Below are 23,940 nucleotides of genomic sequence, written 5' to 3' on the forward strand. Positions count from 1 at the left end.
GTTTTTAGTGGGGGAATAGGTGCTTGTGATATTATCCGGCGCACTATTTTTCTCTGTTTGGTTTTACCTGTTTTGGAGTCTTGGGATGAAAGTGACTTTGCCTGATTTTCACCGTGCCGGTGTGCTGGTGGTCGGTGATGTAATGTTAGACCGCTACTGGTATGGCCCGACCAACCGAATCTCACCGGAAGCGCCGGTACCGGTCGTGAAGGTGAATACCATCGAAGAACGTCCCGGCGGCGCGGCTAACGTGGCGATGAACATTTCATCCCTGGGTGCCTCTTCGCGTCTGATCGGCCTGACCGGTGTGGACGATGCGGCGCGCGCCTTGGGCGAGCGTCTTGCAGAAGTGAAGGTTCACTGCGATTTTGTCGCCTTACCGACGCACCCCACCATTACCAAACTGCGTATTTTGTCGCGCAACCAGCAACTGATCCGCCTCGACTTTGAAGAAGGTTTTGAGGGCGTCGATCTGCAACCGATGCTGACTAAAATCGAACAGGCTTTGCCGGAAAGCGGCGCGCTGGTGCTGTCAGATTATGCCAAAGGCGCACTGACAGAAGTGCAGAAGATGATTCAGCTGGCGCGAAAAGCCGGTGTGCCGGTACTGGTCGATCCTAAAGGATCTGATTTTGAGCGTTATCGCGGTGCCACGCTGCTGACGCCAAACCTGTCTGAATTTGAAGCGGTCGTCGGTCGCTGCAAAAACGAAGAAGAAATCGTCACGCGCGGTATGCAACTTATCGCCAGTTTCGAGCTTTCCGCATTGCTGGTCACGCGGTCTGAGCACGGTATGACGTTGTTACAGCCGGGCAAAGCACCTTTCCATATGCCTACGCAGGCGCAGGAAGTGTATGACGTGACCGGCGCCGGTGACACCGTCATTGGTACGCTGGCTGCGGCGCTGGCGGCAGGCAATACGCTGGAAGAATCCTGTTTCCTGGCTAACGCCGCGGCAGGCGTGGTGGTGGGTAAACTCGGAACATCAACTGTATCTCCGGTCGAACTGGAAAATGCTATCGGTGGCCGTTCTGACGTCGGTTTCGGCGTGATGACTGAAGAGCAACTGAAAGCCGCTGTGGCCATGGCGCGCCAGCGCGGCGAGAAAGTGGTAATGACCAACGGCATTTTTGACATCCTGCATGCCGGCCACGTTTCCTATCTGGCGAACGCGCGCAAGCTGGGCGATCGTCTGATCGTCGCGGTGAACAGCGATGCGTCCACCAAACGTCTGAAAGGGGAAACCCGTCCGGTGAATGCGCTGCAAAACCGCATGATCGTGCTGGGCGCACTGGGCGCAGTGGACTGGGTTGTGGCGTTTGAAGAAGACACCCCACAGCGTTTGATCGCCGGGATCTTGCCGGATCTGCTGGTCAAAGGCGGCGACTATAAACCGGAGCAGATTGCCGGCAGTGAAGAAGTCTGGGCTAACGGCGGCGAAGTCCGCGTGCTGAATTTTGAAGACGGATTATCGACCACCAAAATAATCAATCAGATCAAATCACAGGAGTGATCCTGTCATCCACACGCTGACCGAAGGGCTTATCTGATAAGCCCTTTTTTTTAGCTTTTGAATTACAGACGCCAAAAGGAAATGACTCAGTTGTGAGCGGATTAAAACAGGAATTAAGTCTGGCGCAGGGCGTCGGATTGCTTTCCACCTCGTTACTCGGTACCGGTGTTTTCGCCGTGCCCGCGCTGGCGGCACAGCTGGCGCAAAACGACAGCCTGTGGGCATGGCCGGTGCTGATCCTGCTGGTGTTTCCCATTGCCATTGGTTTTGCCGCGCTCGGACGACATTTCCCCAGTGCAGGCGGTGCGGCACATTTCGTTGGCAAAGCCTTTGGACCGCACATGGCGAGGGTCACCGGCTGGCTGTTTTTGTCGGTGATCCCGGTCGGTTTGCCTGCCGCGCTGCACATCGCCGCTGGCTTCTGGCAGGCAGCATTTGGCTGGAGCAGTGAAAATCTGCTGCTTGTCCAGCTTGGCACACTGCTGGTCATCTGGTTCCTCGGCACGCGCAGCGCCGGTTCCAGCGCCAATATTCAGACGCTGATTGCAGCGCTGGTGATCGCGCTGGTTGTTGCGATCTGGTGGAAAGGTGATATTTCATTGCCGCAAATTCCGCTGCCCGCCATTCGCGATATCTCGCCATCGAACCTGTTTGACGCGCTGGCCGTGATGTTCTGGTGCTTCGTCGGCCTGGAAGCTTTTGCCCATCTGGCGACGGAGTTTCGTCATCCGGAACGCGATTTTCCGCGCGCGTTACTCATCGGTATGCTGGTCGCCGGCGCGGTCTACTGGGGATGTACCGTGGCGGTGCTGAAATTCCACGCCTGGGGTGAGGGACGGGAAGCGGGCGCGTCATTACCGGGCATCGTGGTGCAATTGTTCGGGCAGAAAGCGTTGTGGGTGGCCTGTATTATTGGCTATCTGGCGTGCTTCGCCAGCGTCAATATTTATACTCAAAGCTTCGCCCGGCTGGTGTGGTCACAGGCGCAACTGAAACCGCAGAGCAAGCTGGCACAACTTTCGGCTCAGCGCGTGCCGGTGGCGGCACTCAATCTGGTGGTCGGCTGCTGCGTGCTGTTTACCTTGCTGATTTACTGGCTCCATTTGCCGCTCGATGCGCTGATCACTTATGCCAACGGGATCTTCATTCTGATCTATTTATTGTGCATGCTGGCGGGCTCGCGGATCCTGAAAGGGCGTTCGATCTGGATGGCGCGGCTTGGCGCGGTGCTATGTTGCGGATTGCTGGCGATGGTGGGCTGGAAAGCCTCGTATGCGTTGATCATATTTGCCGCGCTGTGGCTGCTGCTGCCCCGCGCGAAAACCGTGCTTCACACGCGATAATTTCTGAGTGCGATAAAAGCAAAAGGCCTGCTGTGCAGGCCTTGGTTATTTCTGGGGTACTGAAAAATCAAACCGGATCTTGTGGTTTCTCTGCGTCAGCCAGTTTCGTTTCCAGCGCGGCCAGACGTTGCTCCAGCACAGCCAGTTTTTCGCGGGTGCGCAGCAGAACCTGCGTCTGTACGTCAAACTCCTCGCGATTGACTAAATCCATGCGGCTGAACTGTGCCTGCAATACCTGGCGGATTTTCTTTTCGGCATCCTCACCAAACTCACGGAACCCTTTTGGCAGGGATTCGTGAACCTGGCGGGCGATTTGTTCAATTTTTTTCGGGTCAATCATATTATTTCCTTTTCTCGAAGGAGATGCTTTTGACTAGTGTAATCGCTGATGACGTTTCTATAAACCTTTCGGGGCACTAATTGGCCAAACCGCAGGATTGCTCTGGTCATTTATTGGCGTTATAGTTGGTTTGCTTATTCTCAGGGCGGGGTGAAAGTCCCCACCGGCGGTAAACCACAGCGTACCGGAAGGCCATAAATCCTTCCACGTGGAAGCCCGCGAGCGCTCAATCCTTCGGGGTTAGAGGTCAGCAGATCCGGTGTAATTCCGGGGCCGACGGTTAAAGTCCGGATGGGAGAGAGTAACGATTCAAGCCGGACAAGCTTTGTCCGCTGCGTTATTTTTTATAACTGTAGCACGCCATCAGGCCGCTGCAGCTAGCCTCCTCAAGACGCCCTGATTCTGGTAATCCACATACAGAACATGAGGTTATTTTTACCATGAATCAGACCCTACTTTCCGAATTCGGTACACCCGCTGAACGCGTTGAGCGTGCTATTGACGCTATTCGTAACGGCGTTGGTGTGATGGTACTGGATGACGAAGATCGTGAAAACGAAGGCGATTTAATCTTTGCCGCTGAAAACATGACCGTTGCACAAATGGCGCTGACCATTCGTCACGGCAGCGGGATTGTGTGCCTCACCATGAACGAAGACAGCCGTAAAAAGCTCGATCTGCCGATGATGGTGGAGAACAACTCCAGCCAGTTCCAGACACCTTTTACCGTGACCATTGAAGCAGCTGAAGGCGTGACGACCGGTGTTTCTGCCGCTGACCGCATCACCACCATTCGCACCGCCATCAAAGATGGCGCGAAACCTTCCGACCTGAGCCGTCCGGGGCATATCTTCCCGCTGCGCGCGCAGGCTGGCGGTGTGCTGACCCGTGGCGGCCATACCGAAGCGTCTATCGATCTGGTGACACTGGCCGGGCTTAAACCTTTCGGCGTGCTGTGTGAGCTGACCAACGATGACGGCAGCATGGCGCATGCGCCTGAAGCCATTGTCTTTGCGAAACAACATAATATGCCCGTTGTTACGATCGCGGACCTGGTGGAATATCGTCAGGCGCAGACCCGTCAGGCAAGCTGACAGAGCGTTATTCCCGTTCGAAGGCCGCTTATGCGGCCTTTTTGCTTTTTATTCCCGAATTTTGTCTTTACCGCCTTTTTTAACGTCATGTCTGCGCATCACCTTTGATTTTTCCCTTCAAATTTATTGAACATCTCCTTCATCGTTATCCGGCTGTCACCGCCAGTCAAAAAGAGTACCGTAATGGCATTACGCGGAAGGTGGTTCACCACCCGCTCTCTTTCATTTGCGGTAAGGAATTCATGATGACGACTCAACGTATGCCCGCACTTTTCTTAGGTCACGGCAGCCCGATGAACGTGCTGGAAGATAATACGTATACCCGTGCCTGGCATGCGCTGGGCGAATCACTGCCGAAACCAAAGGCGATTCTGGCGGTATCAGCACACTGGTTTACCCGTGGGACCGCCGTGACGGCAATGGAAAACCCGCGCACCATTCACGATTTCGGTGGTTTTCCGCAGGCGTTGTTCGACAAACGTTATCCAGCCCCGGGCTCACCGGCACTGGCAAAACGCGTCCAGGAATTGCTCAGCCCGATAAATGTTCTGTCTGATACCAGTGAATGGGGCTTCGACCACGGAACCTGGGGTGTGTTGATCAAGATGTATCCGCAGGCCGATATTCCGGTGATCCAGTTGAGTATCGACGGAACCCAACCGCCGGAATATCACTATGAGCTGGGTAAAAAACTTGCTGTTCTGCGTGACGAAGGGGTGATGATCGTCGCCAGCGGTAACGTGGTTCATAACCTGCGCATGGTGAAATGGGACGGAAAGGGCGAGCCTTATCCGTGGGCGACTTCTTTCGAGAAGTTTGTGAAAGATAATCTGAGCTGGAAGGGTGAGGCGAAGGATCATCCTCTGGTGAACTTTATGGATCATGAAGGGGGGGCGTTATCGAATCCGTCACCGGATCACTATTTGCCATTGTTATATATTTTAGGGGCATGGAACGGTGAAGAGCCGATCACGCAGCCAACCGACGGGATCGTCATGGGATCGTTATCGATGTTGTCCGTTCAGGCAGGTTAATTCGGTGAATAAAAGGGATAATGAAAGATCACATTATCCCTTTTTAGTTTTTTTATCCGACGATGGTATGCGGATAGAAACGTGACAGATCCTGTGTGATCAGCGCTTTATCTTCACGGATGCCGATCCCGCAAGGCTGATCGTTGACCAGCCAGCTGCCGATCAATGTGTAACTGCCTTCAAACACCGGCAGCGGGTGGAACTGCTGCACAATCATCCCTTCCGCGCCATACGGCCCCTCGACACGGGCCACTTCCTGACCTTTCTCGATGACCTTGATATTAGCCCCTTCGCGTGAAAACAGCGGTTTCACCACGTAGTGATCCAGTTCAGGATGCGCGTCTTCGGCAAAATACGCCGGTAACAGATTCGGGTGATCCGGGAACATTTCCCACAGCAACGGCAGTAATGCTTTGTTGGAAAGAATGGCTTTCCAGGCGGGTTCCAGCCAGCGTACACCGGCATCTTCCAGCTTGGTGGCGAAGATCTCGCGGAACATAAATTCCCACGGATAAAGCTTAAACAGATTGGAAATTACCTGATCCTGCGGATCGGTAAATTGCCCGCGCTCGCCCAGGCCGATCTCTTCGATATACAGAAACTCGCTCGCCAGTTCCGCTTCCAGCGCACAATCCTGCAGATATTGCACCGTGCCGCGATCTTCTTCCGTGTCCTGACAGCAGGCGATGTGTAAGAGTGAGAAACCATGCTGATTTTTCAGCTCGGCAAACCGTGCGATCAGTTTTTCCTGCAGACTGTTGTACTGATCCGCGTCCTGCGGCAAATTGCCTGCCGCGATCTGATCTTCAAGCCAAAGCCACTGAAAGAATGCTGCCTCGTACAAGGACGTTGGCGTATCGGCGTTATTTTCCAGGAGCTTAGGCGGATTGATGCCGTCATAGGCCAGATCCAGACGCGAATACAGCGAAGGCTGATGGGTCCGCCAGGAATGGCGAACAAATTCCCAGACGTGTTTTGGGATCTGAAACTTCGCCATAAGCGCATCGTCGCCCACCACGCGTTCGACCACTTTCAAACACATCTGATGAATGTCAGCGGTGGCATCTTCAATCTCTTCGATTTGCGCCAGCGTGAACTGATAATAGGCATCTTCACACCAGTACGGTTCGCCATACATGGTGTGAAAATTGAAGCCAAACTCGGTGGCTTTTTCGCGCCAGTCCGGGCGCTCGGTAACAGGTAAACGTTTCATCTGTGCCTTAGCCACCCATGCTGCGGCCAGCGCTGCGCGGAGCGGCGGTTGAGCTACGTTGCATCGATGTCTGTTTTGCTACGCTTTCACCAAAACCGCCACGGGTGATGGTTTTGGTCACGGCTGGTTTCGGCGCCATCGCGGTTTTAGGCACGTTCATGGTTCGGCCGCCGGCCGTTGCAGGACCGTAGTTTTTACCGGTTGCATCAACGAATTTACCGTTCGCCGGGCTTGCCGGATTTTTAGAACTGAAGAGTGGCTGCTGTGCATACGCGCCGCCACTCATCATGCGGCCCATCATGTAGCCTGCCATCAGTGGCATCCACATGCTGCCACTGCTCTGGCCTTCGGCGGAAGCCACACCGGCCTGAGCCGGCGTTTGTGTGCACTGACCTTCGCCGAATTCGGCAATACAGTCTTCGCGGCTGGCGTATTTCGGGGCGGTTTTTTCGGCGTCTTTTTTCGCGGCATCATAAGCTGCGACACACTGCGCGCTGCCGGACGGATTCGCTTTAGAGCAGTCATCCGCGTTCTGATACAAAGAAACCGTTTCGTCGGTTTTTTCACAGCCAGACAGCATAAATACGGCGCTGACCGCCAGTGCGACAGGCGTCATTCGAGAGCTGCGCCAGGATTTTCGGAAGGTTGCCAGGTTGACGTGTTGTGTCCGTTTCATCGTTCTTATCCCATTCACAGGGCTTTTTCGCCCTTTCCCAGTAGGGTTTAAGGATAGGGGAAAGCGGGTTATTGTTAAAGCAGCGAAAGCCAATTGTTACCAGACTTTACAGAGGGACGTGACGGAGACAAAAAAAAGCAGCCTTTTCAGGCTGCCTCAGGGGATTTCGCTCAACAAAACGGTGTCTTTCAGACTCAGTTTTGGAAAGGATTTCTGCTTTTCTGCGCAACTGGCGCTGTGGTGGTCGCGCTGGCTCTTTCAGTGCGCGGTGCAGTTGCCTGCGTGCCGTCACTGTTATAGCCGTCAGCCGCCGCATCCTGATTTGGCGTTTCAGGCGCAACCTGATCCGGCGCCGTAGGTACCGGTTTACCCAGCGCACCATTGAGTGCCAGCAGGTCACTTTCGTTCAGTGTACCCAGCGCTGACTTGATGTTCAGCTGGTTAATCAGATAGGTATAACGCGCGCTGGAAAGCTGTTGCTTGGCGTTGTACAGCGTGGTGGTGGCATCGAGCACATCAACGATAGTTCGGGTACCGACCTGGTAACCGGCTTCCATTGCATCTAAAGAACTCTGAGCAGAAACAACGGCTTGTTTATAAGCGTTGATGCTGCTGATGGAAGCAGAGATGTTGTTGAAGGAGGAACGAACGGTTTGAACCACGCTACGGTGTGCGCTTTCAAGCTGTTCGCTTGCACCCACGAAGTTGTACTGAGCCTGTTTCACCTGAGACGTGACAGAACCGCCGCTGTACAGTGGCAGAGAGAAGCTCAGGCCAATTTTATTCTGGCCAGCGTCGGCATCCTGATAGCTTGAAGCGCCACCGGTTTTGTCGCCGTTGTATTTGGTGTTGCTGATGCCGGTAGAGGCGGTCAGATCCACCGTTGGCATATGACCGGTTTCAGCATAACGGATTTGCTCGCGAGCCAGGTCTTGTGACAGACGTGCTGACAGCAAGCTCAGGTTACGGCTTTCGGCTTCTTTCAACAGCGTGGCGACCGGTTGCGGGCGCGTGGTGTTGAAATTGTCAACGTTGAGAGAAGACAGCTGCGGGTAATAAGTCCCGGTCACCTGACGCAGGGATTCCAGCGCATTATCCAGGTTGTTGCGTGCGGTAACTTCATTCGCCAGCACGGTGTCGTATTGTGAACGGGCGTTCTGCACGTCAGTGATGGCAACCAGACCCACGTTAAAACGCTGAGTGGTTTGATCTAACTGACGGTAAATAGCCTGTTTCTGCGCTTCGGTATAAGAGAGTGAATCGATCGCACTCAATACATTAAAATAGGCCGTCGCAGAATTAAGGATCAAAGATTGTTGATCCGTCTGATAAGACACATCCTGAATACCTGCAGTTTTTTCCTGCAACGTCAGGGCGCGCCATTTTGACATATCAAAAAGGGTCTGCGTTAATTGCAGGCTGGCGCTGCCAACATTGCTGTTTACGCCATTCGCATCGCGGTAACCATTGGTATAACCATAATCCGCACCCAAACCGAGTTGCGGTAATAAAGGACTGCGGCTTTCGTTAATTTTTTCGAATGCGGCATCCCGGTCAGCAGCTGATTTACGCAGGTCGGGGTTACTCGTCCTGGCCTGCTGATAGACCTGCATCAGGTTTTCGGCCTGGCTTATCGTACTAAAGCCGCCCAGGCTGAGTCCGATGAGAAGGGGGAGCAGTTTCTTCATTTGCATTCCTTGTTGTGCAGCAATGTTGTTATGTATGGTGACGCAGTCAAATAATCGAATAGACGCGGATTCTAGCAGAGACAGGCTAGCGGGTAGGTTGGCTTAACGTGCCTTACCCGCGGAATGAGCCTAAATCTATCACAAACAACCTTGATTATTATTAACGCATTTTCATCAAATTGACCTCAAAAGGCGATAAATTACCTTTATGAGGCATTAAAGGAGAACGCTCCATGTCTTCATTTAAAGGTTCACCGGTAAGTTTCGGCAAAGATGATGTAGAAATTATTGCACGTGAGCCACGATATAAAGGTTTTTTTTCTATTATTGCATATCGGTTTCGCCATCGTTTGTTTAACGGCGAAATGAGTGGCGAGGTTGTACGTGAGGTTTTTGAACGCGGGCATGCCGCGGTGTTATTACCTTATGATCCGTCACGCGATGAGGTGGTGTTGATCGAGCAGATCCGCATACCATGTATTGATTCCAGTGATACACCATGGCTTCTGGAGATGGTCGCCGGTATCATTGAAGAGGGCGAAACGGTAGAAGAAGTCGCCCGCCGTGAAGCGCTGGAAGAGGCGAACATTGTGGTGAAGCGTTGCAAACCGGTGCTGAATTATTTAGCCAGCCCCGGCGGGACCAGCGAACGTCTTTCCATTATGGTCGGTGAAGTCGACGCCACAACGGCAGAAGGAATTCACGGTCTGGAAGCAGAGAATGAAGACATCCGGGTACACGTCGTCAGCCGCGAGCAGGCTTACCGCTGGGTGGAAGAAGGAGCGATAGACAATGCGGCATCAGTGATTGCTCTGCAATGGCTGCAACTGCACTATGAATCCCTGAGAAAAGAGTGGGCCAACGAATGATTAAGCGCTATACCCCTGATTTCCCTGAAATGATGAGATTGTGTGAAACCAATTTCGCACAATTGCGACGTTTAATGCCGCGCACCGATGAGCCCGGCGAAACAGTGACATATCAGGTAAGTAGCGCCAAGTATCGTCTGACGATCCTCGAATCGACACGCTATACGTCTCTGGTGGAGATAAAACAAACGGCACCTGCGGTCAGTTACTGGAGTCTGCCGTCGCTGACGGTTCGGCTTTATCATGATGCGATGGTGGCTGAAGTGTGTGCAAGTCAGCAGATTTTCCGCTTCAAAGCACGTTATGATTATCCTAATAAAAAGTTGCATCAGCGTGATGAAAAGCATCAAATTAACCAGTTTCTTGCGGACTGGCTGCGTTATTGCCTTGCGCACGGAGCGATGGCAATTCCGGTTTGTTAGACAGACTTCAATAACAAGGGAAACGATTTGGAAAGCCTGTTTAAACTGCCTTTGGTAAATGGGGCCAAAGTCAGAGTTCTACAGATTACAGATACCCATCTTTTTGCCGGTGAAGATGAAACGTTGTTGGGCGTGAATACGTTTAACAGCTATCGCGCGGTGCTGGACGCTATAAAGGCGCAGCAGCGTGAAGTCGATATCATCGCCGCGACGGGGGATTTGGCTCAGGATCAGTCGGTGGCGGCATACCAGCAATTTTGCCGTGGCATCAGTGAACTGCCTGCGCCTTGTGTCTGGCTTCCGGGAAACCATGATTTCCAGCCAGCGATGTTTGACACCCTGCGCGAAGCCGGGATCATCCCGTCGAAGCACGTGCTGGTTGGCGAACACTGGCAAATCATTCTGCTTGATACTCAGGTATTTGGCGTGCCTCACGGCGAGCTGAGCGAATATCAGCTGGAGTGGATGGAGCGCTGCCTGCAGGCCTGGCCTGACCGCTACACCCTGCTGATGCTGCATCATCATCCGTTGCCCTCCGGGTGTACCTGGCTCGATCAGCATAGCCTGCGTAACGCGCACATGCTGGCCAATACGCTGGTGAACTACCCGAAAGTGAATACGCTGCTGTGCGGGCATATTCATCAGGAACTGGATCTCGACTGGTATGGTCGTCGCTTGTACGCCACGCCATCAACCTGCGTACAGTTCAAACCTCACTGCACCAATTTTACGATTGATACCGTTGCACCGGGCTGGCGTTATCTGGATTTGTATCCGGATGGTCGCGTTGAGACGCAGGTATTTCGTCTCGAATCCACAGAGTTTCATCCCGATACGGAATCGGACGGATACGAATGAATACCCTTTTGTATCTGCACGGGTTTAACAGTTCGCCTAATTCCGCGAAAGCCACGTTAATGAAAAACTGGCTGGCGGAACATCATCCGGCCATCGAGATGGTGATCCCCCAGCTTCCGCCGTATCCGTCCGAAGCGGCAGAACAACTGGAAACACTGGTGATTCAACATGCCGGTAAAAAACTGGGCATTGTCGGCTCCTCGCTCGGCGGGTATTACGCGACCTGGTTGTCGCAGTGTTTTGCCGTCCCCGCGGTGGTGGTGAACCCGGCGGTGAAGCCTTATGAGCTGCTGATCGACTTTCTCGGGCAAAATGAGAACCCCTACACCGGCCAACAATATGTGTTAGAGTCACGCCACGTTTACGATCTGAAAGTGATGCAGATCGAACCGCTGGAGTCACCGGATTTACTCTGGTTATTACAGCAAACGGGCGATGAAGTTCTCGATTACCGTCAGGCTGTGGCCTATTACACCACCTGTCGCCAGACGGTCGAACCCGAGGGAAATCATGCATTTGTCGGCTTTGAACGCTATTTTTCGCCGATTGTCGATTTCCTCGAACTGGCCGCAGACTAATATCGCAGGGTGACGTTTTCCCCGGATTTTTGGCGTCTGCGCGCTGCCAGTGCTTTCCTCCCGCCCACATACTGTATCGTTAGCCCACAAACCTATGAGCCACGAATAATCAACGATGAGCCAATCTACTTATAACGCGGATTCCATAGAGGTCCTCAGCGGACTCGAACCGGTGCGCCGCCGTCCGGGCATGTACACTGATACCACCCGGCCAAACCACCTCGGCCAGGAAGTTATTGATAACAGCGTGGATGAGGCATTAGCCGGCCACGCCAAACGCATCGAAGTGATCCTTCATGAAGACCAGTCGCTGGAAGTCATCGATGATGGCCGCGGCATGCCGGTGGATATCCACGCCGAAGAGGGCGTGCCCGCAGTCGAACTGATTTTCTGCCGTCTGCACGCAGGCGGTAAATTCTCCAACAAGAACTACCAGTTCTCCGGCGGCCTGCATGGCGTGGGGATCTCAGTGGTTAACGCCTTATCGAAACGTGTCGAAGTGGCGGTAAAACGCGGCGGCGAAGTGTATGAGATGGCGTTCGAAAATGGCGATAAAGTGCAGGATTTGCACGTTACCGGTACCTGCGGCAAACGCAATACCGGCACCAGCGTACATTTCTGGCCAGACGTCAGTTTCTTCGACAGCCCGCGTTTTTCGGTCAGCCGCCTCAGCCATTTGCTGAAAGCCAAAGCCGTACTGTGCCCTGGCGTTGAAATCATTTTCAAAGACAAGGTGAATAACACCGAGCAACGCTGGTGTTACGAAGACGGGCTGACCGACTACCTGATGGAAGCGGTAAACGGCCTGATCACGTTGCCTGAAAAAGCCTTTGTCGGGGCCTTTGCCGGTGATATCGAAGCGGTAGACTGGGCGCTGCTGTGGCTGCCTGAAGGCGGCGAGCTGCTGACGGAAAGCTACGTTAACCTCATCCCCACGATGCAGGGCGGGACGCATGTTAACGGACTGCGTCAGGGCCTGCTGGATGCAATGCGTGAGTTTTGCGAATTCCGCAATATTTTGCCGCGCGGCGTCAAACTCTCGGCGGAAGATATCTGGGAGCGCTGTGCCTATGTGCTGTCGGTAAAAATGCAGGATCCGCAATTCGCCGGTCAGACCAAAGAGCGTCTCTCCTCGCGCCAGTGCGCAGCATTCGTTTCCGGTGTGGTGAAAGATGCTTTCAGCCTGTGGCTAAATCAGAACGTGCACGCAGCAGAACAGCTGGCGGAGCTGTGTATTTCCAGTGCGCAGCGTCGTTTGCGTGCCGCGAAAAAAGTGGTGCGTAAGAAACTCACCAGCGGCCCTGCGCTGCCGGGCAAACTGGCAGACTGTACGTCACAAGACCTGAACATGACCGAACTGTTCCTGGTGGAAGGGGATTCCGCAGGCGGTTCTGCCAAACAGGCGCGCGATCGCGAATACCAGGCGATCATGCCGCTCAAAGGTAAGATCTTAAATACGTGGGAAGTCTCTTCTGACGAAGTGCTGGCGTCTCAGGAAGTGCACGATATATCTGTGGCGATCGGTATTGATCCCGACAGTGAAGACCTCTCACAACTGCGCTATGGCAAAGTCTGTATTCTTGCGGATGCGGACTCCGACGGTTTACACATCGCCACGCTGCTTTGCGCGCTGTTTGTCCGCCATTTCCGTTCACTGGTTCGCGGCGGTCACGTGTATGTCGCCATGCCGCCTCTTTATCGTATCGATCTGGGCAAAGAAGTGTTCTATGCGCTGGACGAGCAGGAAAAAGAGGGTGTGCTGGATCAGCTGAAACGCAAAAAAGGCAAACCGAACGTACAGCGCTTTAAAGGGCTGGGTGAGATGAACCCGTTGCAGTTGCGCGAAACCACGCTCGATCCGAATACCCGTCGTCTGGTTCAGCTGACCATCGACGAAAATGATATCGACCAGACGCTGCGCATGATGGATATGCTGCTGGCGAAAAAACGGTCGGAAGATCGCCGTAACTGGTTGCAGGAAAAAGGCGATACAGCCGAACTGGACGTCTGATCCCTCAGCATGTTCCAAAAAAAATGCCGGACGCTTTGCAGCTCCGGCATTTTTGTTTTCTGATCCGCGCAGATCTTACGATTACGCTTTTTCGATAATATGGATCACTACATCCAGCACGTCGGCTTTAATGTTTTCGCGGTGTTTGTCCATGTGCGCTGCCTGCTGATGCGCTTCAAGATGCGCCAGGCTTTCCCAGTCTTCCAGCATGAAAATGGAATCAGGTACGGTTTTACGCCATGGGATCTGGCCGTTGAAATCAATGTAAGGCTCATAGCGATGGCAGCCTTTCTCTTCGAGAACGCTGGGCAACAGCGCGGTAATCTTTTCCATAACCGACTCGCGACGGCCCGGTTTTACTTTGATTTCGGCGATAACAGTGATCATAACTACCTCATTACACGAATGACTTTTTACCTTAGGCCTGACCGAACACATTTTCAAGGTGTGCACGATAACGGGCGAAATCACCTTCGACGTCAGGTTGCTTGATCACATCGTTACACATGAACGTCGGCAGGGTGTCCAGGCCGATGAACTGGTTGGCTTTATGCTGCGCCAGGTACACGCCGTCAACGCCCACACCGTGGAAGAACTGTTCTTTATCTTCGAACGCTTCCAGCGGTGCGTTCCAGGTGACGGAAAGCATGTAGCATTTGCCCTGTAACAGGCCGCCGGAACCGTATTTTTTCGCGGCATCAGAACGGGTACGGCCATCGCTGGCGTACAGTTTACCGTGGCCTTCGGTGAAGACTTCATCAATGTATTTTTTCAGCGTCCACGGCATACCCATCCACCAGCCCGGTTGCTGATAAATGATGGCGTCGGCCCACAGATAGCTTTCGATTTCGGTTTGCACGTCGTAACCCTCTTCCAGGACAGTGACGCGCACGTCATGGCTTTTATCGCGAAGAAAACTGGTGGCGACGTCGGTCAGGCTGTTGTTCAGCGCGCCTTTTGAGTGGGCAAAGGTTTTACCGGCATTGATGATCAGGATGTTGCTCATGGAGTTTTCCTTAAATTGAATTCTGGGCGTCAGGCTGTTACCACACAGTGTACCCAACCCGGTATCGCGAAAAAATGTGATATTGCGCACAAGACTATTGACGCAGATGCAATAATTGACCGTTTTAGCTGACAAATGAGCGCGATGCCTGTCCGGTAATTGCTTAAAAACAACGCATAAACACAGCAACTGTGACAGCAATACGGCAGATGATGTACTATCGCGGACATCATTGCCTCGCGGCGGGTGCCTTTGCATGCCCGCGCGGCAAGCTTCCTTAATTTCCAAAACGATAACGCCACGGGTCTGAGGATTAAACATCAATGAGCGAAATGACTCATGACGGAACAGAGCGTTTAGCACTGCACACGTTTACTGAGAACGCCTATCTCAACTATTCCATGTACGTCATCATGGACCGCGCGCTGCCGTTTATCGGTGACGGCCTCAAGCCGGTGCAACGCCGTATTATTTACGCGATGTCCGAACTGGGCCTGAGTAATAACGCCAAATTTAAAAAATCCGCCCGTACGGTGGGTGACGTGCTGGGTAAATACCATCCGCACGGCGACAGCGCCTGTTATGAAGCGATGGTGCTGATGGCTCAGCCGTTCTCCTACCGTTATCCGCTGGTTGACGGACAGGGTAACTGGGGTGCGCCGGATGACCCGAAATCCTTCGCGGCGATGCGTTACACCGAATCACGTCTGTCTAAATATGCAGAAGTGCTGCTGCGTGAGCTGGGTCAGGGTACGGTGGATTATGTCCCGAACTTTGACGGCACCATGCAGGAGCCGAAAATGCTGCCTGCGCGTCTGCCGAACATATTGCTGAACGGCACCACCGGCATTGCCGTGGGGATGGCGACGGATATTCCGCCGCACAACATCCGGGAAGTGGCGGCCGCGGCAGTGGCGCTGCTGGAAAAACCGGGCAGCTCGCTGGATGACCTGCTGGAATTTGTGCAGGGTCCGGATTTCCCGACCGAAGCCGAAATCATTACGCCGCGCAGCGAAATCCGCAAAATGTACGAATCGGGCAAAGGCTCGGTGCGCATGCGTGCGGTCTGGCATAAAGAAGACGGCAGTGCGGTGATCACCGCGTTGCCGCATCAGGTGTCTGGCGCGAAAGTGCTGGAGCAAATCGCCAGCCAGATGCGGGCTAAAAAACTGCCGATGGTCGAAGATCTTCGTGACGAATCCGATCACGAAAACCCGACCCGCCTGGTGGTGGTGCCGCGTTCCAACCGTATCGATCTCGATCAGGTCATGAATCACCTGTTCGCCACCACCGATCTGGAACGCAGTTACCGCATTAACATGAATATGATCGGCCTGGATCATCGTCCGCAAGTGAAAGGACTGGTGGAAATTCTGACCGAATGGCTGGCCTACCGCCGTGATACCGTGCGCCGCCGCCTGAACTTCCGTCTGGATAAGGTGCTTAAGCGCCTGCATATCCTGGAAGGTTTACTGACGGCGTTCCTGAATATTGATGAAGTTATTCACATCATCCGTACCGAAGACGAACCTAAACCGGTGTTGATGCAGCGTTTCGAACTGTCGGATACGCAGGCTGAAGCCATCCTTGAGCTGAAATTACGCCACCTGGCAAAACTCGAAGAAACCAAAATTCGGGGTGAGCAGGACGAGCTGGCGAAAGAACGCGATCAGCTGCAGGCGCTTCTGGGCTCTGAACGCAAACTCAGCACGCTGATCCGCAAAGAAATTCAGGCTGATGCCGAATCCTTTGGTGATGAACGCCGTTCGCCAATAACGGAACGCGAAGAAGCCAAGGCGATGAGCGAGCATGACATCCTGCCGTCAGAGCCGGTGACTATCGTCTTGTCTGAATCGGGTTGGGTACGCAGCGCCAAAGGCCACGACATTGACGCCGCCGGGCTGAGCTACAAAGCCGGTGACAGCTTCCGCGCTGCCGCCAGAGGCAAGACCAATCAGCCGGTGGTGTTTATCGACTCCACCGGGCGCAGCTATGCACTCGATCCAATGACGCTGCCTTCCGCTCGAGGGCAGGGTGAGCCGCTGACCGGGAAGCTGACACCGCCGCCGGGCGCCACCATCGAACACGTTCTGATGGCGCAAGACGATCAGAAACTGCTGATGGCCTCCGATGCGGGCTACGGTTTTGTCTGTACTTTCAACGATTTAGTGGCGCGTAACCGTGCCGGTAAAGCGATGATTACTCTGCCGGACAACGCCAAAGCCTTTGCGCCAATCGAACTCAATGGCGCCGACGACATGCTGCTGTCCGTGACGGCGGCGGGGCGCATGCTGTTATTCCCGGTGGCTGATTTGCCGCAGTTGTCGAAGGGCAAGGGTAACAAAATTGTTTCAATCCCATCGGCGCAGGCCGCTTCCGGCGAAGACAAACTCGCCTGGTTGCTGGTGTTGCCACCGCAGACGTCGATCACGTTGCACGTTGGAAAACGCAAACTGGTGCTGCGTCCTGAAGATTTGCAGAAATTCCGCGCTGAACGCGGGCGCAAGGGAACCCTTCTGCCACGTGGCCTGCAACGAATCGATCGCGTCGAAGTGGATGCGCCGGTTCGCAGCAAAGGTGGCGACAGCGAAGAATAACGCGCGGGCTTCATGGCACTGACAGGGCACATTTGTGCCCTGTCTACGTTGTAGAGTTCAGCTATTGTTTGAGACTGTTGTGCAGTGCAAAGATTTTACATTTGTATAAACAAAACCGTTGTATAGCGTTGAATCAGGCTTGAGAATAGCTCAGCGCACGGGATCTGAACTGCAAAGGTTTCTTACCGGCTTCGGCTGTAGTTTTAAGAGGATGTTATGTTATTTATTTTACGACTGATAATCGTGGTGATTTACTCGATCCTGGTGAGTATTTTTGGCTGTATTTATTGTCTGTTCAGCCCGCGTAATCCGAAGCATGTGGCGACGTTTGGTAAGTTATTTGGCCATCTGGCCCCCGTTTTCGGCCTGACCGTCGAAAAGCGTATTCCCGCACAAGCGCCAAATAACGGTAAATGTATTTATATCGCCAACCATCAAAACAATTACGACATGGTGACCGCGTCATCGGTTGTGATGCCGGGCACCGTGACCGTGGGCAAAAAAAGCCTGGTCTGGATCCCTTTCTTTGGCCAGCTGTACTGGCTTACCGGCAACCTGCTGATTGACCGTAATAACCGCGCGAAAGCCCACGGCACGATTTCGCAGGTTGTGAATCAGATTAAGAAAAAAGATCTGTCGATCTGGATGTTCCCGGAAGGGACACGCAGCCGGGGACGCGGTCTGATGCCGTTCAAAACCGGTGCTTTCCATGCCGCGATTTCCGCCGGTGTGCCGATCGTGCCGATTTGTGTGTCGAACACCAATGGCAAGGTCAAACTCAACCGCTGGTACAACGGCCACGTCATTGTTGAAATGCTGCCGCCTGTCGATACTACCGGCTATACGAAAGACCGTTTGCGCGAGTTGTCTGAGCACTGCCACAAGCTGATGGCGGATAAAATCGCCGAGCTGGACGCCGAAGTGGCACAGCGCGAAGCCGCAGATAAGAAATAAAATTCACTACCTACCACACCCGCTGCCATTGATGGCGACGGGGCTTACTTATGTTTTCATGGAGAAGATATGTCACTCAGTCGTCGCTCGTTCCTGCAAGCCTCCGGCGTGGCACTTGCCGCAGGTGCTCTGCCATTTAAAGCAGAAGCGAGTGGTTCGCAACCGGCCCTGCCCGTTCCGCCGCTGCTTGAATCGCGTCGTGGACAACCCCTGTTTCTCACTTTGCAGTCAGCCCACTGGTCGTTTCTGGGCGGTGCCAAAGCCCCGGTCTGGGGGATTAACGGCATGTATCTCGGGCCGACGGTGAAAGTGCACAGTGGTGATGACGTTAAGCTGATTTACAGCAACCGTCTGGCAGAACCGGTGTCGATGACCATCAGCGGTTTGCTCGAACCGGGTACGCTCACCGGTGGCGGCGCACGCATGATGTCGCCGGGCGTTGACTGGTCGCCGGTATTGCCTATCCGCCAGCCTGCTGCAACCTGCTGGTATCACGCCAACACCCCTAACCGCATGGCACCGCATGTCTATAACGGACTGGCGGGAATGTGGATTGTGGAAGACGAAATCAGTAAAAATCTGCCGCTGCCGAACCATTACGGTGTGGATGATTTCCCGCTGATCATTCAGGACAAACGCCTGGACAGTTTTGGCGTGCCGCAATACGACACGCCCGCTTCCGGCGGATTCTTCGGCGATACCATGCTGGTGAATGGCGTGCAAAGTCCGTTCGTGGAAGTTTCACGCGGCTGGGTGCGTCTGCGTTTACTCAATGCCTCAAATGCCCGCCGTTACGAACTGAACATGAGTGATGGCCGCCCGTTCCACGTGGTTGCCTCGGATCTCGGGTTCCTGCCTGCCCCGATGACCGTGCAGCGTTTATCGCTGGCGCCGGGCGAACGCCGCGAAGTGCTGGTGGATATGTCGCAGGGTGAAGAAGTGTCGATTACCGCCGGTGAAGCCGCGGGCGTGATGGAGCGTTTACGCGGGTTGTTTGAACCGTCGAGCATTCTGGTTTCCACGCTGGTGCTGACGCTTAAACCGACCGGCCTGCTGCCGCTGGTGACAGATAATCTGCCGATGCGCTTGCTGGCGGATCAAATCCTTTCCGGCAACGTGATCCGCACCCGCGACCTGCGCCTCGGCGACAGTCAGCCGGGTGTGAACGGCGCGACCTGGGATATTAACCGGATTGACCTCACGGCCCAGCAGGGGACGTGGGAGCGCTGGACAATCCATGCGGATATGCCGCAATCGTTCCATGCCGAAGGGGTGTCTTTCCTGGTGAAAAGCGTCAACGGCGCAGCGCCGCTGGTGGAAGACGCCGGCTTTAAAGATACGGTGTGGGTCGATGGCGATGTGGAGCTGCTGGTGTATTTCAACCAGCCGTCGTACGAGCATTTCCCGTTTGTGTATCGCAGCGGGGCGCTGGAACTGGCCGACCGGGGTTCCGCCGGAAATATGCTGGTTCAGCCGTCGATGTAACGGCGTTTTGCCCGATAAAAAACCCGCCGCGGCGGGTTTTTGTTTTATGACGTTAAACGACTGGTTTACAGATCGTTTTTCGGATCAGGCCCAAGACGCTGGCTCTTGTCGAGCTTGGTAACTTCCGCCAGCTCTTCCTTCTCCAGCTTAAAATCAAACACGTCGAAGTTTTCAAGGATGCGTTTTGGCGTCACGGATTTAGGGATCACAATCAGCCCGTTATCCAGATGCCAGCGGATCACGATCTGCGCCGGCGTTTTGTCATACTTTTCCGCCAGTTTTTGAATCAGAGGTTGATCAAATACGCCTTCACCGCCCTGTGCCAGCGGGCTCCAGGATTCGGTCGCAATATTGTGCGTTGCGTTCCACGCATGCAACTGACGCTGTTGCATCAGCGGGTGCAGCTCAATCTGGTTAACGACCGGGAAAATACCGGTTTCATCTTTCAGTTTCTGCAAATGCTCGAGAGGGAAGTTACACACGCCGACGCTCTTCGCCAGACCTTGTTCTTTGAGCTTGAGCAGCGCCTTCCAGGCGTCCACATAGTGGCCTTGTTGCGGTTGCGGCCAGTGAATCAGATACAGATCAACGTAATCTGTTTGCAGTTTTTTGAGGCTGGTTTCCAGCGCTTCAGGTGCGTTCAGCTGATCGTCATTCCACAGTTTGGTGGTGATGAACAGCTCTTCACGAGGAACGAGACGGGCGGCAAGGGCTTCGCCGACGCCTTCCTCATTCTTATAAATGGCGGCGGTATCGATGTGGCGATAGCCGGTTTCAATGGCGGTTTTCACCGCGGCACTGGCTTCCTGATTACTGGCTTTCCATACGCCAAGTCCTAACTGAGGCATCAGGTTGCCATCGTGAAGTTTTATGATGGGTTGCGTTGCCATGAGTTTCTCCTTAATGGGCAGAGTGCCCGCAAAATGCGCGGGCACAGAGAGGGATGGGGCTTTAGCCTGTGACTAAGTCTAGTTAACGAAACAGCATCTTGCTGAGCAAGCTACTGATTTTATTTTCAACGCAAAGCCAGCCGGACCGTTTTTACTGTAAGGCCAAATCGTCGCGCGGAAGATGCTCATTCCTGCTTAAGGCTTGCCTGTTTCTGCTTGTCTCTGTAGAAACCGGGGGGAATATGGCACTATTGATGCCGGTTTATCGAAGGCGGAGAGCAGGAATTATGGAAAATGTGGACAGCTTATGTGCCCGCATGTCAGCACGCGTTGCGCAGCTCAGCGGGGACAAAATACTCAGTAAATCTGCGGTACCGCAGGTCACGCTGATGTACACCACGCAGTACCATGCAAGGCAGCCGGTGCTCTATAACCCTGGCGTGGTGATCCTGTTTCAGGGGCGCAAAGTCGGTTATCTCGGTAAGAAAACCTTCTCCTACGATCCGCATAATTATCTGATGCTGACGGTGCCGCTGCCGTTCGAATGCGAAACCTTTGGCAGCCCGGATCAGCCAATGGCCGGTATACAAATCAGCATCGATAACACGATGTTGCAGGACTTGCTGATGGACATGGGTGATGAAGCGATGGCCAGCCAGCGGGAGTCTTCCACCGGGATCAACTCCGGTATTCTTGATGACGATATTCTGTGTGCCACTGAACGTCTTCTGGATGTGATGGATAAGCCGTTGCACGCCCGCGTGCTGGGGCCGAAGATTATCCGCGAAATCCTGTTCTTCATCCTGACCAGCGAGAATGGCGGGGCATTGCAGGCGCTGGTTAACCGTCATACGCATTTCAGTCAGATCACCAAATCCCTGCGCCGCATTGAGGCTCAGTACGCAGATAATCTCAGCGTGGAAATTCTGGCGAGTGAAGTGAACATGAGCGTGTCGGCGTTTCATCACAACTTTAAAGCGGTCACCAGCACGTCACCGCTGCAATATCTGAAAACCTATCGTTTGCATAAAGCGCGCATGATGATGATTTACGACGGACTCAAAGCCAGCTCAGCGGCCCTGCAGGTGGGGTACGAAAGTGCGTCGCAGTTCAGCCGGGAGTTTAAGCGTTATTTTGGGGTGACCCCAAGCGACGAGATTGCGCGCCTGAGGGAAAGTACGTTTGGTGCATCGGCCAGCGCCGATGCCTCCTTTAAAGCCGTATTCTGACCGGGCGATCCGTGGCGATCATGCGTGGGCTTTGCGGTTTTTCCACAGCACCACGACGCCGCCCGCAAGGCCAATGACCAGCAACACCACCGGTAAAATCATCAGCCCGGCCATGACCTGGTCTTCATGACGTTTAACCAGCGGAATGTGACTCATGGCGAACCCCAGTGTGATCACCGCGCCTACCCACAGAATAGCGCTCAGCCAGTTAAAGAACTGGAAACGGGCGTTATTCAGGCCGGAAATGCCCGCCATTGTCGGCAGCAGAGTGCGCACGAAAGCCAGAAAACGGCCTACGAGCAGCGCCATTAATCCGTGCTGAGTGAACATCCGGTGGGCGCGCTGATGATAATGCGCCGGAAGCTGCAACAGCCAGCCCCTGACCACGCGGGTATGCCCAAGCCAGCGCCCCTGTATGTAACTCAGCCAGCAGCCGAGGCTGGCGGCAATCACCAGAATAATCAGCGTCGGGAAAAAGCTCATCACCCCTTTGGCGATAAGCGCGCCGGTCAGCAGCAGCAGGCTGTCGCCGGGCAGGAAGGAAGCAGGAAGCAATCCATTTTCAAGAAATAGCGTGGTGAACAGGACAGCATAAATGACCCAAAGGAGATTGGGGTCGGCGAGCATAGTAAAATCATGCCGCCAGAGTGCATGAAAAATGTCGCAAATCACTGCCATATTCTTTCCTGTTGCTGTCGTGTGCTTTTCGTAACAATCGCTGTCACTTGCCAGTGTACCGCGGATCCCGCCCGGAGACGTTGATCTGAGATCACTTCAAAAAAGATCGCCTGCCCCGGTAGTGTTCACCGGTACAGGGAGAGCTTACAGATTATTCTCATTTTGCGAATGAAAATCCGACAGATACCTTAACGATCTGCGCGGTACGTCGCAATCCCTGAGGCTCAGGCAGTGCCGATTCGTTCAAACGCCAGGGTCAGATCGGCGATCAAATCATCACAATGCTCCAGCCCGATGTGCAGCCGCACCAGCGTACCGGTGAAATCAACGGTTTCAGCCGGACGGATCGCCTGAATTTCTTCCGGCTGATTGGCTAACACCAGCGATTCAAATCCGCCCCAGGAGTAGGCCATGCTGAAGTGTTCAAAGTGATCAAGGTAATCGGAAAGCTGCTGCGTGCTCAGGCGCTGTTTCAGCACGAACGAGAACAAACCGCAGCTGCCGGTGAAATCGCGTTTCCAGAATTCATGACCTTTACTGCCAGGCAGGGCAGGATGGTTGACTACCGCCACTTCCGGACGCTCTGCCAGCCACTGCGCGATACGAAGGCTGCTTTCCTCATGTTGCCTGAGGCGGATGCCCATGGTGCGCAGCCCCCGGCTGGCGACGTAGGCCGTATCGGCATCGACCATCTGCCCCATCAGATAAGAATGCTCGCGCAACTGTTCCCAGCAGCGGGCATTGGAAACGGCCGTGCCTATCATCGCATCGGAATGCCCGACGATATATTTGGTACCCGCCTGAATCGAAATATCGATGTCAAACTCCAGCGCCTTAAACAAAATGCCCGCCGCCCAGGTATTGTCGATCATGATGACAACATCAGGGTTCACCGCGCGCACGGACGCCACCATGGCCGGGATATCGGGCACTTCCATCGTGATAGAACCGGGTGATTCGAGAAACACGACCTGGGTGTTCGGTTGCATCAGAGAACCGAGATCTGCGCCGATATCGGACGGGAAATAGGTGGTGGAAACGCCGAGTTTTTTCAGCACTTTTTCGCAGAAATCTTGGGTCGGTTCGTAAGAGGAACCGGCCACCAGAATGTGGTCGCCGGTGCTGACAAATGACAATACCGCATTACTGACCGCCGCGGCGCCGCAGGGATAAAGCGCGCAGCCCGCGCCGCCTTCCAGTTCGACCATCGCTTCCTGCAGCGAGAAATGCGTCAGGGTGCCACGACGACCGTAAAACAATTCTCCGTTAGCGCGGTTGGCGGTGGCGTTTTTTTTATCCGCCACGGTGTTAAACACCAGCGAGGAGGCGCGCTGAATGACGGCATTGACCGAACCTTGCGTGAACTTCTTGTCCCGTCCGGCGCTTATCAGCGCGGTTTCGATTTTCTTCGACGACATAATCCGTGTTTCACCCTGTTTTGTAGAGCGATGCTCTCTGGCAT

At 54.0% G+C, this 23,940-nt stretch carries 22 protein-coding genes and 1 riboswitch; of the genes, 13 read left to right on the forward strand and 9 right to left on the reverse strand.

Features of this window, described 5'->3' with window-relative positions; all coding sequences use genetic code 11:
• Positions 1–85 precede the first annotated feature (85 nt).
• Both hldE and yjeH read left to right on the forward strand, forming a co-directional pair.
• Positions 86–1,513, forward strand: a complete 1,428-nt coding sequence (hldE, locus tag ACO0U8_RS19355; protein WP_056772995.1) for a bifunctional D-glycero-beta-D-manno-heptose-7-phosphate kinase/D-glycero-beta-D-manno-heptose 1-phosphate adenylyltransferase HldE — start codon at positions 86–88, stop codon at positions 1,511–1,513.
• Between the two features lie 92 nt (positions 1,514–1,605).
• Positions 1,606–2,856, forward strand: coding sequence for an L-methionine/branched-chain amino acid transporter (gene yjeH, locus ACO0U8_RS19360; RefSeq protein WP_122096470.1), 1,251 nt, complete (start codon positions 1,606–1,608; stop codon positions 2,854–2,856).
• A gap of 67 nt (positions 2,857–2,923) precedes the next feature.
• Here the strand turns inward: yjeH and ubiK are convergent, their stop codons facing one another.
• Positions 2,924–3,196: a ubiquinone biosynthesis accessory factor UbiK gene (ubiK, locus tag ACO0U8_RS19365; protein ID WP_056772986.1), complete on the reverse strand. Its 273-nt coding sequence runs from the start codon at positions 3,194–3,196 to the stop codon at positions 2,924–2,926.
• A gap of 132 nt (positions 3,197–3,328) precedes the next feature.
• Positions 3,329–3,503: riboswitch (FMN riboswitch) on the forward strand.
• A 133-nt stretch (positions 3,504–3,636) separates the two neighbouring features.
• Between ubiK and ribB the strand changes: the two genes are divergently transcribed.
• Positions 3,637–4,290: a 3,4-dihydroxy-2-butanone-4-phosphate synthase gene (ribB, locus tag ACO0U8_RS19370; protein ID WP_056772983.1), complete on the forward strand. Its 654-nt coding sequence runs from the start codon at positions 3,637–3,639 to the stop codon at positions 4,288–4,290.
• A 245-nt stretch (positions 4,291–4,535) separates the two neighbouring features.
• Complete coding sequence (gene ygiD / locus ACO0U8_RS19375; RefSeq protein ID WP_421671458.1) at positions 4,536–5,324, forward strand: 4,5-DOPA dioxygenase extradiol; 789 nt, start codon at positions 4,536–4,538, stop codon at positions 5,322–5,324.
• Between the two features lie 52 nt (positions 5,325–5,376).
• On the opposite strand, the gene ACO0U8_RS19380 is transcribed toward ygiD, so the two are convergent.
• From ACO0U8_RS19380 to tolC, 3 genes are all read right to left on the reverse strand, one after another.
• Positions 5,377–6,537: a glutathionylspermidine synthase family protein gene (locus tag ACO0U8_RS19380; RefSeq protein ID WP_421671441.1), complete on the reverse strand. Its 1,161-nt coding sequence runs from the start codon at positions 6,535–6,537 to the stop codon at positions 5,377–5,379.
• A gap of 7 nt (positions 6,538–6,544) precedes the next feature.
• The gene (locus ACO0U8_RS19385) at positions 6,545–7,213 is read right to left on the reverse strand and encodes a DUF1190 family protein (RefSeq protein WP_136374724.1); all 669 of its coding nucleotides are present in this window, start codon (positions 7,211–7,213) and stop codon (positions 6,545–6,547) included.
• 194 nt (positions 7,214–7,407) lie between these two features.
• Entirely contained in the window at positions 7,408–8,901 is a 1,494-nt protein-coding gene (gene tolC, locus ACO0U8_RS19390; protein ID WP_056772971.1) for an outer membrane channel protein TolC, read from the reverse strand.
• 233 nt (positions 8,902–9,134) lie between these two features.
• Here tolC and nudF point away from each other — a divergent pair, with 233 nt between their 5' ends.
• From nudF to parE, 5 genes are all read left to right on the forward strand, one after another.
• Positions 9,135–9,770: an ADP-ribose diphosphatase gene (nudF, locus tag ACO0U8_RS19395; RefSeq protein WP_056772968.1), complete on the forward strand. Its 636-nt coding sequence runs from the start codon at positions 9,135–9,137 to the stop codon at positions 9,768–9,770.
• A complete protein-coding gene (locus ACO0U8_RS19400; protein ID WP_072158072.1) occupies positions 9,770–10,192 on the forward strand; it encodes a DUF1249 family protein in 423 nt (140 codons plus the stop codon). Before nudF ends, ACO0U8_RS19400 begins: the two co-directional genes overlap by 1 nt.
• A gap of 27 nt (positions 10,193–10,219) precedes the next feature.
• Positions 10,220–11,050, forward strand: coding sequence for a 3',5'-cyclic-AMP phosphodiesterase (cpdA, locus tag ACO0U8_RS19405; protein WP_122096466.1), 831 nt, complete (start codon positions 10,220–10,222; stop codon positions 11,048–11,050).
• Positions 11,047–11,628, forward strand: coding sequence for an esterase YqiA (yqiA, locus tag ACO0U8_RS19410; RefSeq protein WP_122096465.1), 582 nt, complete (start codon positions 11,047–11,049; stop codon positions 11,626–11,628). The genes cpdA and yqiA overlap by 4 nt, the downstream gene beginning before the upstream one ends.
• A gap of 115 nt (positions 11,629–11,743) precedes the next feature.
• Positions 11,744–13,639 (forward strand): DNA topoisomerase IV subunit B, encoded by a 1,896-nt coding sequence (parE, locus tag ACO0U8_RS19415; protein ID WP_056772954.1) that lies wholly within the window; start codon positions 11,744–11,746, stop codon positions 13,637–13,639.
• An 81-nt stretch (positions 13,640–13,720) separates the two neighbouring features.
• On the opposite strand, the gene ACO0U8_RS19420 is transcribed toward parE, so the two are convergent.
• A complete protein-coding gene (locus tag ACO0U8_RS19420; RefSeq protein ID WP_056772951.1) occupies positions 13,721–14,026 on the reverse strand; it encodes a putative quinol monooxygenase in 306 nt (101 codons plus the stop codon).
• A gap of 31 nt (positions 14,027–14,057) precedes the next feature.
• Positions 14,058–14,645 (reverse strand): NAD(P)H-dependent oxidoreductase, encoded by a 588-nt coding sequence (locus tag ACO0U8_RS19425; protein ID WP_421671442.1) that lies wholly within the window; start codon positions 14,643–14,645, stop codon positions 14,058–14,060.
• Between the two features lie 323 nt (positions 14,646–14,968).
• On the opposite strand from ACO0U8_RS19425, the gene parC reads away from it, so the two are divergent.
• The 3 genes from parC to ftsP all read left to right on the forward strand — a co-directional run bounded on the left by parC (position 14,969) and on the right by ftsP (position 19,681).
• On the forward strand, positions 14,969–17,242 hold the full coding sequence (parC, locus tag ACO0U8_RS19430; protein ID WP_056772944.1) for a DNA topoisomerase IV subunit A: 2,274 nt from the start codon (positions 14,969–14,971) through the stop codon (positions 17,240–17,242).
• Between the two features lie 216 nt (positions 17,243–17,458).
• Entirely contained in the window at positions 17,459–18,196 is a 738-nt protein-coding gene (locus ACO0U8_RS19435) for a 1-acylglycerol-3-phosphate O-acyltransferase (protein WP_183850091.1), read from the forward strand.
• A 69-nt stretch (positions 18,197–18,265) separates the two neighbouring features.
• Entirely contained in the window at positions 18,266–19,681 is a 1,416-nt protein-coding gene (ftsP, locus tag ACO0U8_RS19440; protein ID WP_056772937.1) for a cell division protein FtsP, read from the forward strand.
• A 65-nt stretch (positions 19,682–19,746) separates the two neighbouring features.
• On the opposite strand, the gene dkgA is transcribed toward ftsP, so the two are convergent.
• Entirely contained in the window at positions 19,747–20,571 is an 825-nt protein-coding gene (dkgA, locus tag ACO0U8_RS19445) for a 2,5-didehydrogluconate reductase DkgA (protein ID WP_056772933.1), read from the reverse strand.
• Between the two features lie 287 nt (positions 20,572–20,858).
• Between dkgA and ACO0U8_RS19450 the strand changes: the two genes are divergently transcribed.
• Positions 20,859–21,800 carry an AraC family transcriptional regulator gene (locus tag ACO0U8_RS19450; protein WP_056772930.1) on the forward strand — a complete coding sequence of 314 codons (942 nt, stop codon included), beginning with the start codon at positions 20,859–20,861 and terminating at the stop codon, positions 21,798–21,800.
• 18 nt (positions 21,801–21,818) lie between these two features.
• Here the strand turns inward: ACO0U8_RS19450 and ACO0U8_RS19455 are convergent, their stop codons facing one another.
• Both ACO0U8_RS19455 and metC read right to left on the reverse strand, forming a co-directional pair.
• A complete protein-coding gene (locus ACO0U8_RS19455) occupies positions 21,819–22,478 on the reverse strand; it encodes a DedA family protein (protein ID WP_056772927.1) in 660 nt (219 codons plus the stop codon).
• 224 nt (positions 22,479–22,702) lie between these two features.
• Complete coding sequence (gene metC, locus ACO0U8_RS19460; RefSeq protein WP_421671443.1) at positions 22,703–23,896, reverse strand: cystathionine beta-lyase; 1,194 nt, start codon at positions 23,894–23,896, stop codon at positions 22,703–22,705.
• Between the last annotated feature and the right edge of the window lie 44 nt (positions 23,897–23,940).

Source organism: Rahnella sp. EDr1-12, assembly GCF_049206505.1.
GTDB classification, from domain to species: domain Bacteria; phylum Pseudomonadota; class Gammaproteobacteria; order Enterobacterales; family Enterobacteriaceae; genus Rahnella; species Rahnella rivi.

Bases quoted from the DNA above. Each gene is read 5' to 3' on its own strand.
- hldE (WP_056772995.1), top strand. From the start codon at position 86: ATGAAAGTGACTTTGCCTGATTTTCACCGTGCCGGTGTGCTGGTGGTC.
- ubiK (WP_056772986.1), bottom strand. From the start codon at position 3,196: ATGATTGACCCGAAAAAAATTGAACAAATCGCCCGCCAGGTTCACGAA.
- ribB (WP_056772983.1), top strand. From the start codon at position 3,637: ATGAATCAGACCCTACTTTCCGAATTCGGTACACCCGCTGAACGCGTT.
- ygiD (WP_421671458.1), top strand. From the start codon at position 4,536: ATGACGACTCAACGTATGCCCGCACTTTTCTTAGGTCACGGCAGCCCG.
- ACO0U8_RS19380 (WP_421671441.1), bottom strand. From the start codon at position 6,537: ATGAAACGTTTACCTGTTACCGAGCGCCCGGACTGGCGCGAAAAAGCC.
- ACO0U8_RS19385 (WP_136374724.1), bottom strand. From the start codon at position 7,213: ATGAAACGGACACAACACGTCAACCTGGCAACCTTCCGAAAATCCTGG.
- tolC (WP_056772971.1), bottom strand. From the start codon at position 8,901: ATGAAGAAACTGCTCCCCCTTCTCATCGGACTCAGCCTGGGCGGCTTT.
- nudF (WP_056772968.1), top strand. From the start codon at position 9,135: ATGTCTTCATTTAAAGGTTCACCGGTAAGTTTCGGCAAAGATGATGTA.
- yqiA (WP_122096465.1), top strand. From the start codon at position 11,047: ATGAATACCCTTTTGTATCTGCACGGGTTTAACAGTTCGCCTAATTCC.
- parE (WP_056772954.1), top strand. From the start codon at position 11,744: ATGAGCCAATCTACTTATAACGCGGATTCCATAGAGGTCCTCAGCGGA.
- ACO0U8_RS19420 (WP_056772951.1), bottom strand. From the start codon at position 14,026: ATGATCACTGTTATCGCCGAAATCAAAGTAAAACCGGGCCGTCGCGAG.
- ACO0U8_RS19425 (WP_421671442.1), bottom strand. From the start codon at position 14,645: ATGAGCAACATCCTGATCATCAATGCCGGTAAAACCTTTGCCCACTCA.
- parC (WP_056772944.1), top strand. From the start codon at position 14,969: ATGAGCGAAATGACTCATGACGGAACAGAGCGTTTAGCACTGCACACG.
- ACO0U8_RS19435 (WP_183850091.1), top strand. From the start codon at position 17,459: ATGTTATTTATTTTACGACTGATAATCGTGGTGATTTACTCGATCCTG.
- ftsP (WP_056772937.1), top strand. From the start codon at position 18,266: ATGTCACTCAGTCGTCGCTCGTTCCTGCAAGCCTCCGGCGTGGCACTT.
- dkgA (WP_056772933.1), bottom strand. From the start codon at position 20,571: ATGGCAACGCAACCCATCATAAAACTTCACGATGGCAACCTGATGCCT.
- ACO0U8_RS19450 (WP_056772930.1), top strand. From the start codon at position 20,859: ATGGAAAATGTGGACAGCTTATGTGCCCGCATGTCAGCACGCGTTGCG.
- ACO0U8_RS19455 (WP_056772927.1), bottom strand. From the start codon at position 22,478: ATGGCAGTGATTTGCGACATTTTTCATGCACTCTGGCGGCATGATTTT.
- metC (WP_421671443.1), bottom strand. From the start codon at position 23,896: ATGTCGTCGAAGAAAATCGAAACCGCGCTGATAAGCGCCGGACGGGAC.